The sequence below is a fragment of the Vibrio sp. McD22-P3 genome, from assembly GCF_021568915.1.
Taxonomy (GTDB): Bacteria; Pseudomonadota; Gammaproteobacteria; order Enterobacterales; family Vibrionaceae; genus Vibrio; species Vibrio mediterranei.
This window is the reverse complement of record NZ_JAKGTN010000007.1, coordinates 68,845-81,977: the sequence shown is the minus strand read 5'-3', so window position 1 is coordinate 81,977 and position 13,133 is coordinate 68,845. Positions and strand designations below refer to the sequence as shown.

Genomic DNA, 13,133 nt, shown 5'->3' with positions numbered 1-13,133 from the left:
AGCTCCTGTACTCACAAACTCAAACTCCTTCCCAAACTTCAACAACGAGTAACCAATTTATGCGACGACTTACGATTGTAGTAACAGCGCTATATCTATGCACGTTTAAAGCAATGGCAGCGCAACACTCTCACGACACATTATTTAGCCGAGACAACGCAATAATGGCTGCGGCTGCAGTGGAAACCGTCAATGTGTATTGTGTTGGAACTGGCTCTATGACCTTAGAGTATACCGAACACAACTCGAAAATAGTCCGTGAAACAATAGAAGGACTTTCTGAAGATGTGCTTAACGAACCTTACGTATTTAATGAGGAAGATCCTCTGTACCTTCAAGGTGTTGCTTTAGGTGAGCAACTCATTCAAGAAGCAGAACAGAAAGGTCACGTTAGTCAAATGTGTACACAGCCAGAGGAACAAAAACGATGAAAAAGACCACGATGATTTTAGCCACCTTCATTCCTTCATTAGCTATTGCTTGCGGTGCACATGTTCATAATACGTTGCCCCACTATGAAAATTATACCGAGTCGTTGGTGGCGATGTCTGTTTGCAAGGTAAATGAGCATATTTCAGAGCAACAATCTGCAGTGTGGTTTAAAAAATTAGCATGGGTAGCGAATGGCACTGACGAAGAATTGTTTGAGCATTATGCACATTTTGCCGCAGAACACGTGAGTAACATTGCTAATGATCCCGATATGTTACCTAAGTGGAATGCGAGTTATTGTAAGGATCAATTCTTTGATGTGATGGAAATGGATCAAGTCGTTTTGGAAGACCTTTACGATGAGCAAGAACTCGCTGATCGAGAGTTTAACCGGCAAATAAAAGAAAGTGGCCTGTCGGGTTGATAGGTTTCACTGCGTTGGTGCCCACTCTGTTGTATTCATAGATTGGGCATTTTAATTTCATAACGTCATTGTTTGTAGAGTTGAGTATAGATATTGTAATGATAATGATTATCATTTTGATCTATAAGTGGAGTAAATGTACTATTCGCGACTCCTGATAACTACATAAATATAATGATGAATGTAACTCTTAGAAAAGCGATTTTGCTTGCTTTTGCTCTTCCTCAAGTGACGTTTTTTGCGGTGGCAGAGAGCTCAACAAATGATGATACCGAAGTCATGGATGTCTACGGGACAGGCTACACGAGGCCGTTAACGATTGATAAACCGGGTGAAACCTTGGTGACTCAAGAAAAGATTGAAATTGAACAGCCAACAAACATAGCAGAGCTGTTTGAAGACATCCCAGGAGTCTCTTTTGACGGTGGTGCTCGTGCTGGTGGCGAACGCATTAGCATTTGGGGGTTTTCTGACCCTAGTGATCTTGGCGTGTATGTTGATGGTGCACCTATTGGTTTTGAGCAATATCGATATGGTTCGTTCTTTTTTGACCCGTACTTAATTGGTGAAGCTGAAGTCACCAAAGGCGCTCACGATGTTCAAGCGGGTAGTAAGTTTGGTGGTACTATCCGGATTAGAACGAAGTCGGTAGATGAACTGCTAAAAGCGGGCCGTAAAGTTGGTGCTCGAGTTCATTTAGGTTACAACGATAACGATGACCAGACTCATATCGGTGTCACGGCGTTCGGTAAAGCGGACAATGGAATTTACGCACTCGCTTCTGGAACGTGGAAAGACGCTAATGATATTCGAGTTGGTGGAGGAGACCCGCTTGAATACTCTGCATATAGCCAAAACAATGGTCTATTTAAAATCGGATACGAGAATGCAGTCCATCTCTTTGAAATCAGCCATACCTTTTATAGCGATGAGGGTCGACAACCTTGGGCGACCCGCCGTGGAGCCTTTGCCAAGATAAGTGACTACAATATTCGCATATACGGCTCATTAGAAGCGGCAAAATACGCCTACACAGTACAAAACGAATACAAAGATAAAACCACATCGGCCCGATATTCATATAACCCAAGCTCACCTTTAGTGAACCTAAAAATCACAGCGGCACATAGTGACAATGAGAGGCACTGGCGTCGTCCTGATGTTGCTTGGAAGAAGATGTTCGTATCCATTGGCGCGTATGGTCATGAATCGTGGGCATCGTATCAGCGAGATTATGTCGACATTAACAATGAAATGAAAATTGGTCGCCATACCATTACTGCTGGTCTGCAATATGAGAAAAACAATCGAGATACGCTCGTTCATAATGCTACCAAGATCTATAATAAGCCGAAGAAAAACTACGGTATCTTCATCCCTTATTACGATCCATCGGGCACGCAAACCACGTATTCCGCTTACTTGGCTGATAAAATTGAAGTCACCGATCGTTTTCGTGTAACCCCATCTTTACGCTATGACTATGTTACGTCTAAAGGCAAAGAAAATCCTGCGCCGGACTACAATGACCCGGCTGCAGGGCATGACTACAGTAAAGTGTCGCATGCCGGATTCAGCCCAAGGATTCAATTGGATTATGATCTTACGGATCAAACGTTATTGAACTTTGCCTATGCCTATCAAATGAAAGCCCCTTCAGTTGATGATATCTACGCGGTGCAATATGCGCGTGCCAAAGCCTCTGCGACAGCAAGAGAATTGGAAGCACAGCGCATTCATGCCTATCGTGCATCTATGATCAACAGCCTGTCTGGACTGTTTGCTAACAAAGATATGTTATCGACGGAAATCACTGGCTTCTATAACGACGTCACCAACAATGTAATGAACCGAACTGGGGTTAATTTGGACAGTGACCCTAATACGTTGCAGAGCTGGAAAGTGAATTTGGATGGCTATCGTAACTATGGTGTTGATGTGCAAGCACAGTATCGTGTTGCCGAATTTTTCGCCGATATCAGTGCAAGCTACATCGCAGGCAAACACAAGGGCTCATTGACAGATTCTAGTGGCGAAGATCAATATATGTACGGCATTCCACCGATGAGTGTAAAACTTGGCTTGGGCTATGAGTGGATTAAAGGGCTCACTACAGGCTATAAACTGCGTTGGTATGATGCACAAGAAAATGTTGAAGATTCCATCTACTTTGCCCAAGCGAGTGAACAATACACTCTTCAGGATATTTATGTCAGTTGGCAGCCTCAAGCGCACAAGGATCTTATGCTAAGAGCTACCGTGAAGAATATCGCAGATGTGTATTACGAACCTTATCTTTCAAATGGCGTTCCAGGGCCTGGTCGTGAGGTCAGATTGAGTATGACTTACGATTTCTAACGCGCACTTCAATGCTGAATAGATGGTGCTCTCGACATCATCTATTCGCCATTTTCGGTAGTGTAAGCGGAATAAGCCTTTGGTAGGGGTTGTGGTTTTTCTAACCATCACGCAAAGTAAGTACAACGATTAGCAGACATAAGTAACAACGATGAATTTGGCAAGCTTTCTAAGACTCATACTATTGGCATCGATATGGGGCGGGTCTTTTCTCTTCATGCGTATTGCCGCCAATGTTATGGGGCCAGCAGTGCTCATTGAGGCGCGGGTCTTCTTTGCTGCTCTCGCTCTTCTTATTATCAGTGTCTATCTAAAAAAGAAACTTGAATTCACCAAACATACCAGACACTTTTTTACTATCGGACTGTTTAATACAGCGCTGCCTTTTTTGTTGTTTGCCTATGCGGCACAAACACTCAATGCATCAACACTGTCGATACTTAACTCTACCGCAGCGATTTGGGGGGCAGTTATTGGTGTATTTTGGACCAAAACACCGCTAACTAAGCGTGGTGCACTTGGTTTATTGGTTGGGATTGTTGGAGTTGCGGTATTGGTTGGTTGGGATGCAGTTCGTATTGGTGAGCAAGCGACATTGCCGATAATTGCTGGCGTGATGGCGGCCTGTTGTTATGGCATCGCAACCAATTATGCGAAAAATGCACCGTCTGTTCCTGCATTTAATAATGCACACGGTAGTATGTGGGCTGCTTGTCTTATCGTGTTGCCGTTGATTCCATTTGTGCCAATGCGAGAAACACCTACTCAAGAAGTTTGGATCTCGGTAGTTTTACTTGGTGTTGTATGCACTGGCGCAGCCTATCTGTTGTATTTCCGGTTAGTTAACGACATTGGTCCGTCTTCGGCTTTATCAGTAACGTTCCTTATCCCAATGTTTGGTATTTTATGGGGAAATCTATTCTTAGGAGAGCCAATAGGTGTGAATACCGTTGTTGGAACGGTTTTAGTAATTAGTGGCACTATGCTGGTAACGGGCTTCTCGTTGTCATCACTTCGCCGAGCTCCTCAGGTGTAGCATTACATTCGCAGAGCCTGAAGTAGGCTCTGCGCATTTGGTTAAACGGAAATAGGTTTAAATCGTTCTCGTATTTGCTGGATTAGTACAAAGAAGACACTTGCCATAATACAGCCGATGAACGTTGCCGACACAATACCGCCAAATGATGCCCAACCCAGAGCTTGTTGCCCCCCTGAGCCAACGGTGTTAGCTAACATAAGTGGAATCAGTCCAACGCCAAAGGAAAATGCCGTCATAAACACCGCGCGCGCGCGAAGCTGCAGCGCTTGTACCGCTGCTTCTTTGATGGTTAAGCTATTGTTGTCTCGAAGAGTCTTAGCAAACTCTACAATAAGAATCGCATTTCTGACCGTCATTCCAATTAGCAAGATTGCTGCAAGTTGAGTGAGTATGTTGATATTGCCTTGGATGTGAATAATGCCCTCTACGATACCAATAATGGCTGTTGGTACGGTGAGCATAATTGCCAATGGAATTAGCCATGATTCATATTGGGCAACAAGGACAAGAAACGTAACTAACATTGCAAGCCCCATCACAATAGCCACGGTATTTCCGGCGGAAACTTCTTCTTTTGCTGCGCCGGTAAACTCTACTTTATAGCCTAACTCATCTGCCAACTCTTGAATTGCGGTAATTGCCTGACCAGTAGAAACGGTTGGAATGACGTCAATAAATACTCCTTGCTCTGCGTTGTAGCGAGTGATGAAGTTTGGCACTTTGATTTCTTCAAAGTCAAAGAACTTGTCGTACGTAATTCGCGTACCGTTAGGTTTGGAAAGTCCAGTTTTCTTTAATGCCTCAGGATCTAATCGAAACTTAGGATCATTTTGTACCATGACTTTGTAGTTACGCCCTTCCATGTTAAAGGTATTGATATACATCCCTCCAAAGTGGGTTTGCATTCCTTGCACTACGTCCGAAAACGTTGCTCCGTATTTTAGTAAGTCCTTTCTTTTGATATTCAGTTTTATGGAGGGTTTTGTTACTTCAAACTGCCCCATTGCTAGTCCGATACGTGCGTCGTCCATTAAGCGAGAATTGAATTCTAGAGTTAATTCATACAATTCTGTTGGGGTAAGATTAGGTGCGAGAAGAGCGAAATTGACGCCATCAACCATACCAAGTTCAGGGATTACTGGTGGTTTGAAGGCGAAGGCTTGAATATCGGGATTCTCGGCCAAAACATGGTTAACTTGTTCGGTTAACTCTGTATCGCTCGCTTGACGCTCTTGCATATCGTCAAGAGAGAGCAACATCATAAAGCTGCTCATCTCTGCGGTATTGGTCAGTAGATTAAAACCGGAGGCTTCAACACTGGTTGATATGCCCGGGAGCTCATTCAGCTGTTTTGTTAACGTAGCTAAATATTGGTCTGTTGTTGCCAAAGCTGTACCTTGAGGGAAGCTACCTACGACAAAAATGGCACTAGTATCTTCTTCTGGAAGTAAGCCTGTAGGTAAGTTAGAACCTCGATCGATTGAGAGATACAGACCTCCGCCTAATAGTAAGATGGTGAGCAGAGGTAAACGGGTTGCTGTCCATGCTAAACCAGTGAAGGCTCGAATCTTTTGCGTAATCACCCATTCAACAGATTTAGCAATAGCGTTTTTTCTAGGTGGCTTCATGAACAACGAACAAAGCGCGGGGGTTAGGGTTAGGGCGACCAAAGTTGATACGACGACGGATGCACACAAGACGATACCAAACTCTGAATAAATCGTCCCAGCCATTCCGGGAATAAACAGTGACGGAGTGAAAACTGCGAGTAGTACTAGCATTGAAGCGATAATGGGTGAGAAAGTGATATCCAATGCTTTTGACACTGCCTGTTTTACCGTCAGGTTGGGATATTCATGAAGTTGATGCTCTGCGTTTTCAATAACAATAATAGCTGCATCTACGACAATACCTATTGCCATCACTAAACCAAACATTGAAATAATGTTAACTTGAATGCCTAATGCACTCATGACTGCAAATGTCCCGATCAAAGAAACTGGGATGGCAGTGACAGTAATGAGCGTTAGTCTGAAGTTTTGCATAAAGACTAGAGTTACTAATGAGACGATGGCAATGGCCAGTACTAACGTCTCCAGTACGCTATAGATGGCGCCATCGATAAAGGTGGTCGCATCATAAACTACTTTAATCTGGTACTGATTAGGTTGATCTAGTAGGGCTTTAATCTCCTTGGCGACATTCATCGCGTTAGCTTCGGGAGTTTTGTAAATGAACAAGACGGCCCCGTTTGAATTTTCCCCATAAGCGTTCGCAGTATAAATCTCACTACCGAGTTCGATGCTAGCAACGTCTTTCAAATAAATGGTCTTACCCAGTTCGTCAGAACGAACCACAATATTGCCGAACTCTTCTGGTGTAGAAAGACCGCCGTTTACCGTAATGGGGTACTCTAGCTTGTCATCAACTAGACTGCCTGCTGAAGCAATTTTATTTTGTGTGGCAATCGCATCATTAACGTCGTCAACGTTGATGGAGTAATACTTCATTTTATCTGGATTGAGCCATACGCGAATGGAGTATTTTTTCTCTCCCAGGACGTCCACTTTTGATACGCCATTGACGCGTTGGATCTTCTCTTTTAATGGACCTCCAGAGAAGGCACTGATATCAATGGCAGAGGCACCGCCTGACGGGTCGATGATTGATATTCCAAGCATTAAACCATTAGAGAGTTTTTCTACTTTGACGCCATTGCGCATGACATCCCCAGGCAACTCCGGTAACGCAAGATTTACACGACTTTGTACGAGGTTAACCGCTTTGTCTGAGTCTGTCCCATTTTCAAACACCACTTCCAGCGTATAGGTACCGTCGGCTCCGCTGGTGGATTTCATGTATTCCATACCAGATACGCCGTTAACTTGTTTTTCTATTTCTGGCGCCACCGATTTAGCCATAACATCTGCACTTGCTCCATCCATAAAGGTTCGGACTTCGACAGTAACAGGTGCGACATCTGGATACCTGCCTATGGGGGAGTTTGCTGCGGAAATGGCTCCAATTAGCGAAATGAGTAGGGCTATCACTATCGCGAATTTAGGTCTTTCAATGAACATTTTAAACATGTCAGCCACCGAGTTATTGGAAATTGTCCGGATATTACGCCCGTGAATTTTTAATAACAAATGGGTTACTAGCCGATCTATTGGAATGTTTGGCGTGTGATATTGAATGTTCGAATACACGGCTTAATCGATATTTTACCGATGAGAGTTTTAGAGAACTCTCGGCTTTGTTTATGGAACCTATTTTTGCCTGCTTGGCGACAAAACTTAGAATTAGTCTATCAAGAAGTGCGTTGCACCAAATGAATATTAATAGTGATAAAAAGATGAAAAAGAGACAGTTAAACAGAGCGTTGCTACTAAGTTTTACGGTTTACATGTGGCCAAATGGAGCTATGGCATACCACCCATGCGACGGAGGGAATGTCATCACTGATGCTGTTGATGGCGCGATAGTTGGTGGTGTTGTAGGAGCCGTCGCCGGTGATGCCAAATCAGGAGCAATGATTGGTAGTGCTGCTGGTGTAATTGATGGTGCATATGCGGATGCAGAATGTGATCAGTTAATTGGTGAAGCAGTTGTTGAAGATGCGATTATTTCAGACTATGAAGACGCTGTGGTTGAGGATGCTATTGTTGACGCTGCGATTGATGATAGCTGGTGATTGAGTGATGTAATTAACACTTTTATCAGTCTTTGAGACGATATAATTGATAACTAACGGTTTGATTCTTATTAACTTATATTCGAGTCAATAATCGCAGAGTAATAGAGGCTATAACCTTGAGTTAATTGAGGTTATAGCCTCTCGCTTTTAGGCTTCCCCAGCATTTTATGGATGAGGTGCTGCCAATCGAGAAAGTAGTGTTGGTAATACAAAAGGAGGCTTGTTTTGTATTAGGGTGAGTTTATATGCGTGCACACATTTCTTTTCTAACGGCGGTCACAGTCGCAGTTTGTTCTTTTTCTTCTTTTGCAGACCAAAATTCTGATACTGAAATCCAAGATATGTCTGACCCTTTAGCGGTTTATACTCAAGCGGGTGCTGGGACATCGGACAAAGGTTTAAACATCAAAGTCGGGCGCACATACGATACAGGTAACCCTGATACCATGGCGATGAACATCATCGAAGTGAAGGGAATAGCTGGAGAATATCTCGGTTGGTCGGGAACGGGTAGTCGTGATAATTCAATTGATAGCGTTCGTTTTCGAAACTTTAGTGTGGACACCACCAATGGTCGCGGTAGTCAACTTGATCTGAACTATAACGTGGAGCAAGAAAGTTTGAATGCGTCCTATAGTTTTATTCAAGCACTGCCAAAATGGGGCAACCTTAACCTCTATCCACTTGCAGGGGTGGGCGTCAATGTGCGCAATGGGAATTTTCCTAGCTGCACCGATGCTAACGATTGTCAAACTGAACCACAAGATAATGGTTACACAGTTCCAGGAACATACGCAGTAGTGGGGGCTTATACCAAATATGCGATTACGGATAAGCTATGGCTTAACTACAATCCGATGTGGTTAACGACTCTATCTGGTTCTAAATCTTATGTCGACAATGCATACGGCGTAGGAATGAGTTCTATCTTTACTAATGAATTTGCGGTGTCTTATCAGTTTACGCCTCGCTTTAACGTGCGCTATTTTGCTAACTGGACGCAAGAACAAAGCTATTTTGAAGGTGACCAGAGGGTAGAGTTTAATTACCAGTTCTAGTGTTGTTTTGAAGATATTGAGCGGTAAGACTGTTCGAAGGGGTGAAGAAGGAATAATAGGTTCGCTGTAAGATATTCATTCCTTCGAATATCTTTGCGCTTTAACTAATAGTGTCAAATTAGAATGGGAAAACAACGCCCACTTTACCGTAGGTATTGCGAGTGTCAGTGCCAAATTTACCCTCATTACCTACTTCTACATATGGGATCATATTGTCGATAGCGGTAAATGTGGCGCGCAGCTCTAGGTTGTAGATAGAGTCTTTGTTCTTGTCGCCAACAGTAATTGCTTCTTTCTTATTCTGTTTTTGTCCAACCACTTTGGCATTCAGGTACACACGTTCAGTAACTTGCTTACCAGCTGCCAGATCAAAGCGATAGATATCTCCACGTGGAGCGAGAGTATTGGAGTTTAAATCTGTGTCTTTACGCAAACGCAATGAGGTATCGAATAGTTCCGCAACGTTACCACCAACGGTAATACCAAATTTGTTTTGGTCGTTAGCTGGCTGTTGACGACTCTTCTTATCAACGAACTCATATTCGCCTTTTAGCCAGATGTTACCAAAATCATGGGTGTAGTTAAGGTTGTACTCATTTTCAAAGTTTGCTTTGCGTTTAGCCGAAGCACCGAAACCTTCATAACCGATGAACGCTTTGATACCAGAGCCATTGTCTGCTTTATATTCGGCTGCACCATCTACGAACTTAGCATCTAGTTCCACACCGCCCGTTACACCTTCTGCCATAGCATTAGTTGCAAATACTGAAGTTAACGCTAGAACGATTGCTGTCTTTTTCATTTTAATTACCTTTTATTGATACTCTTCTTGTTGAGAGCGATGCAAAAGATAATGAAAAGTTCCGATAGGAGTTAGTTGGTTTGCATTCGCTATTCGAATGGATTGGGTTGCTATTTGTGTACCTAGGGTAAGAGACTATTAAGCTGCCATAATGACGAGAAATATCTGGTTAAAGATAAAAAAACACCCCACATAAGTGAGGTGTTGTAGGCCCAATTTTCCTTACCAGTTCCAATCAGAGTTCCAACTATGCGCGGGCCTTAAAAGGGTTAACATTAAATAGCGCTTAGATAAGCTTTAAGTGCTTTCAATCGTACTGTTGCTCCACCGATGATGTCCATAAAACCAAGCGCCTGGGACGGCTTGCTTGCTGATATCCAGCCTGAACCTGTGGCGCCAAGTGGCACGTCGTAGCCTTCCGGTTCATTAAATTCAATAACAACAGTACGACCATGTGCACCGGTATTGTTTCCTACATGCTGGCGGACTTGTTGTGTGTTACCGCGAGCAGATACGGTCGCTTCACCGGTATTGGTTGTAATGCTGTGCACTCGACCGCGAAATACTTCACCTGGATGAGAATTAACATAAAACTCAGCAAATTGACCTTCCTTTATATGTCGGAAAGTTTGGTCACTTACGCGCATTTCGACGAATTTCTTCTCGATGTTATAGAGATACAAGTTGCCAGTACGAGAGCCTTTGGCAATGTTAATAACACCTACGACACCATCAAAAGGTGCTCTAATCTGATTACGGTCGTTTAACCATTGCTTTTGATTGATCTGAGCTTGTATACCATCAACATCGGAGCGAGCCGCCATTAGGTCTGCGTTCCCTTGTTGTATTTTGGTATGCAGCTCATCTCTTTCTTGTTCAGAGCTAAATTCATCTAGATTGATTAAGCGTTGATGGTTCTTAACATCAATCGCAATCTGCTCTTCTATGCTGATAATTCGATGTTCAGCTGCAATAAGGCTAGAGTTCAAGCTCTTCAACTCTTCGTCTGTGTCTTCTGACTCTAACGTGTACAGTAACTCACCTTTCTTGACTCGTTGGTTATGAGTCACGTAAATGTCTTTGACTTGCTGCCCAAACAAAGGGCTTAGTACCGCATGAGGCGCTTTTACTGTGGTGCTGTCTGTCAAATCAGCGGGTGACCAAAATCGGTGCGCAGTAAACAGCATAAATGCTAAAAAGGCACCAAATCCAACGCTAATCACCGCATTACGGAGGGTCCACTTAATGACGCCTAATTTCACTAGTAACCAAACAATCAGGACATACGGAAGCATAATTTCTTTCATGACGATTGCTCCTGCTTTTTGTCGCCGTGGATTCCGGTGTGAATGACCTTACTTAATGCTGAAGCCAACGCTTCCCAGTTAGTGAAGGCAATAATGACAGCTAATACCCACCATAATTTGTCGATAAATAACCCACAAAGGGATAGTGCAAATACTAGGTTGGCGTGAGCGCTCTGCATGTATTGACTACGGTGAACCGCGACTTCATGTAATTGCCACAACAGGTATAAGACGTAAACGATGATAGAAATGGTGATAACGAAAATAATACCCATAAAGAGCTCTGAGTTAAGAAGCCCCAATATGCTAGGCATACCATCGCTGAAATAGCTTTCAGGAAGGTCTTTACCATGCACTTTCGATAGTAATGAAAAGAAATAGCTTAGTGATAGAAAACCACTGACTATTAACATCCACTTGGTTAAAAAACGGAGTACTGCTGTTAACTTGTTTTTCATGATTTGATTACTCGTTCGGCTTTGCGACATAGTGATATGACTTCAGATAGGCACTGCGGAGGTGTAAAGGAACTTCCTGAGGACCAAGTTTAAGCCTATCGGATGATCGGCGTTCACCTGCAAAGACCAGCGTTGGGACGGCGCTGGTAACCAGTAATGAGTGTTTCAATAGTCTGAACATGTCATTGCCTTGTATCAGGCTATCCTTAGCGTTGTTGGATTAAAATTAATTTAGGTGCTGGAGCAATGTTATGGCTCGAACCTATCGCTTTTTTTGTAATAAGGACCGTACGACTCGAGATTTATGAGTGCTATTCTGCGCTCTTAATTATTGCCGTACGGGCTGCCAGTTATGTTGAGCGTCTGACTTTTATGATTCGTTCTTTCATAGGCTGAATCGCGATTGGTATTTCATATCGATTTGCTAGTGCAGGCAAACCTTGTGCAGATAGGCCTAATACTCCGTCAATATGCGTTGATGTAAGCGTTCAGCTTGAATATGTAAGGGGATATATTATCTGGCTTGATCACACCAATACACTAAGTGAACTATAATTCAGATATCATTTTCATTAATGTATTGAGCATTTGGTTTGTATTAATCACGTACCCAAGCGTGGGTGTTTAGGTTCGTATACTCAAAATGAGTGGATGTGAAACCGCCAATGTGATTATTTGTTCATCAAACGAACTGGTTTTATTGATTTTATCTATTGAAACGCTATACAAGTAAAAAATCGTCAGTTAACATTTCGGAATCCGCTAAAATAGCGGTGATAAATAGATGCGATTTAGTGATGCATTTATCGATGCCGAGATGGTGAAATTGGTAGACACGCTAGCATGAGGTGCTAGTGCCTTTGGTGTGAGGGTTCGAGTCCCTCTCTCGGCACCATTCCCTTTCTTTAATACCAACAGACTACAATGCAGAACAAAGGATCCAGTTCAAAGCAAATGAGTACGTCTAACTCGGTATCAATTCAGTTATTGACCGAGGTGTCTTTGCACGCCTTGTTACATCTAGAATTCAAGAAGTTAGAGTCCAAATCCCAATTATTCGATCTTGCCAAGAAGAACGAGTTACTGGTTCGATGGCTAAAGCCGAAACTAAAAAGCAATAAATACAAAGCGATTAGAAAGCAATTAAAAGCCATGAGCTTGCAAGCAAAGAAATCGCAAGTAGATTTAGAAGATGTTTTATTGCGAGGAGTTGAAGCTAAGCCTGACGTTTCGCAGCCACACTTAGATAGCTATCTATTATTAATTCGTGAGTTGGAAAAGAAACTGGGTACCACAGTACTGTTATCGAGTCCTGAGAAAGTGGATCTCAACCATGATGAGAATGGTTGTTTGCTGTGCGTGCTATCAACGGACCTAAACGCACATTTCGGTACACGTAACCAATTGTTATCAGGAATATCGATTTTATTTAGAGGGACGGTACGTGAAAAGCACCTATTCCTAAAAACGATATATGCCAATGATATCTTTAGCTACCAGATACAATACGAAGACGACAACTTTGTGAGAATTACACTCGAACTTGATAAGTCGTAGT

The 13,133-nt window shown here is 42.9% G+C and carries 11 protein-coding genes and 1 tRNA gene; 8 read left to right on the top strand and 4 right to left on the bottom strand.

Annotation, left to right across the window (positions count from 1 at the left end; translation table 11 throughout):
* Nucleotides 1-59 precede the first annotated feature (59 nt).
* The 4 genes from L2W36_RS10005 to L2W36_RS09990 all read left to right on the top strand — a co-directional run bounded on the left by L2W36_RS10005 (nucleotide 60) and on the right by L2W36_RS09990 (nucleotide 4,250).
* Nucleotides 60-431, top strand: coding sequence for a hypothetical protein (locus L2W36_RS10005; RefSeq protein WP_062458680.1), 372 nt, complete (start codon nucleotides 60-62; stop codon nucleotides 429-431).
* On the top strand, nucleotides 428-856 hold the full coding sequence (locus tag L2W36_RS10000) for a hypothetical protein (RefSeq protein ID WP_031494541.1): 429 nt from the start codon (nucleotides 428-430) through the stop codon (nucleotides 854-856). The genes L2W36_RS10005 and L2W36_RS10000 overlap by 4 nt, the downstream gene beginning before the upstream one ends.
* Before the next feature lie 174 nt (nucleotides 857-1,030).
* Nucleotides 1,031-3,214 carry a TonB-dependent receptor domain-containing protein gene (locus tag L2W36_RS09995; RefSeq protein WP_236109951.1) on the top strand — a complete coding sequence of 728 codons (2,184 nt, stop codon included), beginning with the start codon at nucleotides 1,031-1,033 and terminating at the stop codon, nucleotides 3,212-3,214.
* Nucleotides 3,215-3,365: 151 nt separating this feature from the next.
* A complete protein-coding gene (locus L2W36_RS09990; protein WP_236109950.1) occupies nucleotides 3,366-4,250 on the top strand; it encodes a DMT family transporter in 885 nt (294 codons plus the stop codon).
* 41 nt (nucleotides 4,251-4,291) lie between these two features.
* On the opposite strand, the gene L2W36_RS09985 is transcribed toward L2W36_RS09990, so the two are convergent.
* Complete coding sequence (locus L2W36_RS09985; RefSeq protein ID WP_236109949.1) at nucleotides 4,292-7,342, bottom strand: efflux RND transporter permease subunit; 3,051 nt, start codon at nucleotides 7,340-7,342, stop codon at nucleotides 4,292-4,294.
* A 266-nt stretch (nucleotides 7,343-7,608) separates the two neighbouring features.
* Between L2W36_RS09985 and L2W36_RS09980 the strand changes: the two genes are divergently transcribed.
* Nucleotides 7,609-7,947: a hypothetical protein gene (locus tag L2W36_RS09980; RefSeq protein ID WP_236109948.1), complete on the top strand. Its 339-nt coding sequence runs from the start codon at nucleotides 7,609-7,611 to the stop codon at nucleotides 7,945-7,947.
* 248 nt (nucleotides 7,948-8,195) lie between these two features.
* Nucleotides 8,196-9,008, top strand: a complete 813-nt coding sequence (locus tag L2W36_RS09975) for a hypothetical protein (RefSeq protein WP_236109947.1) — start codon at nucleotides 8,196-8,198, stop codon at nucleotides 9,006-9,008.
* A gap of 118 nt (nucleotides 9,009-9,126) precedes the next feature.
* Here the strand turns inward: L2W36_RS09975 and L2W36_RS09970 are convergent, their stop codons facing one another.
* The 3 genes from L2W36_RS09970 to L2W36_RS09960 form a co-directional block, all read right to left on the bottom strand.
* Nucleotides 9,127-9,810 (bottom strand): hypothetical protein, encoded by a 684-nt coding sequence (locus L2W36_RS09970; protein ID WP_006069367.1) that lies wholly within the window; start codon nucleotides 9,808-9,810, stop codon nucleotides 9,127-9,129.
* A 275-nt stretch (nucleotides 9,811-10,085) separates the two neighbouring features.
* Nucleotides 10,086-11,117, bottom strand: coding sequence for an HlyD family secretion protein (locus tag L2W36_RS09965; protein ID WP_088878927.1), 1,032 nt, complete (start codon nucleotides 11,115-11,117; stop codon nucleotides 10,086-10,088).
* On the bottom strand, nucleotides 11,114-11,575 hold the full coding sequence (locus L2W36_RS09960; protein WP_006069365.1) for a hypothetical protein: 462 nt from the start codon (nucleotides 11,573-11,575) through the stop codon (nucleotides 11,114-11,116). The genes L2W36_RS09965 and L2W36_RS09960 overlap by 4 nt, the downstream gene beginning before the upstream one ends.
* A gap of 811 nt (nucleotides 11,576-12,386) precedes the next feature.
* On the opposite strand from L2W36_RS09960, the gene L2W36_RS09955 reads away from it, so the two are divergent.
* Nucleotides 12,387-12,470 (top strand) — tRNA-Leu (locus L2W36_RS09955).
* 59 nt (nucleotides 12,471-12,529) lie between these two features.
* The gene (locus tag L2W36_RS09950; RefSeq protein ID WP_038230711.1) at nucleotides 12,530-13,132 is read left to right on the top strand and encodes a DUF2913 family protein; all 603 of its coding nucleotides are present in this window, start codon (nucleotides 12,530-12,532) and stop codon (nucleotides 13,130-13,132) included.
* Nucleotide 13,133 lies beyond the last annotated feature (1 nt).

Excerpts from the sequence above, each read along its gene's own strand:
- L2W36_RS10000 (WP_031494541.1), top strand. The coding sequence starts at position 428 with ATGAAAAAGACCACGATGATTTTAGCCACCTTCATTCCTTCATTAGCT.
- L2W36_RS09995 (WP_236109951.1), top strand. The coding sequence starts at position 1,031 with ATGATGAATGTAACTCTTAGAAAAGCGATTTTGCTTGCTTTTGCTCTT.
- L2W36_RS09950 (WP_038230711.1), top strand. The coding sequence starts at position 12,530 with ATGAGTACGTCTAACTCGGTATCAATTCAGTTATTGACCGAGGTGTCT.
- L2W36_RS09960 (WP_006069365.1), bottom strand. The coding sequence starts at position 11,575 with ATGAAAAACAAGTTAACAGCAGTACTCCGTTTTTTAACCAAGTGGATG.
- L2W36_RS09985 (WP_236109949.1), bottom strand. The coding sequence starts at position 7,342 with ATGTTTAAAATGTTCATTGAAAGACCTAAATTCGCGATAGTGATAGCC.
- L2W36_RS10005 (WP_062458680.1), top strand. The coding sequence starts at position 60 with ATGCGACGACTTACGATTGTAGTAACAGCGCTATATCTATGCACGTTT.
- L2W36_RS09970 (WP_006069367.1), bottom strand. The coding sequence starts at position 9,810 with ATGAAAAAGACAGCAATCGTTCTAGCGTTAACTTCAGTATTTGCAACT.
- L2W36_RS09975 (WP_236109947.1), top strand. The coding sequence starts at position 8,196 with ATGCGTGCACACATTTCTTTTCTAACGGCGGTCACAGTCGCAGTTTGT.
- L2W36_RS09990 (WP_236109950.1), top strand. The coding sequence starts at position 3,366 with ATGAATTTGGCAAGCTTTCTAAGACTCATACTATTGGCATCGATATGG.
- L2W36_RS09965 (WP_088878927.1), bottom strand. The coding sequence starts at position 11,117 with ATGAAAGAAATTATGCTTCCGTATGTCCTGATTGTTTGGTTACTAGTG.
- L2W36_RS09980 (WP_236109948.1), top strand. The coding sequence starts at position 7,609 with ATGAAAAAGAGACAGTTAAACAGAGCGTTGCTACTAAGTTTTACGGTT.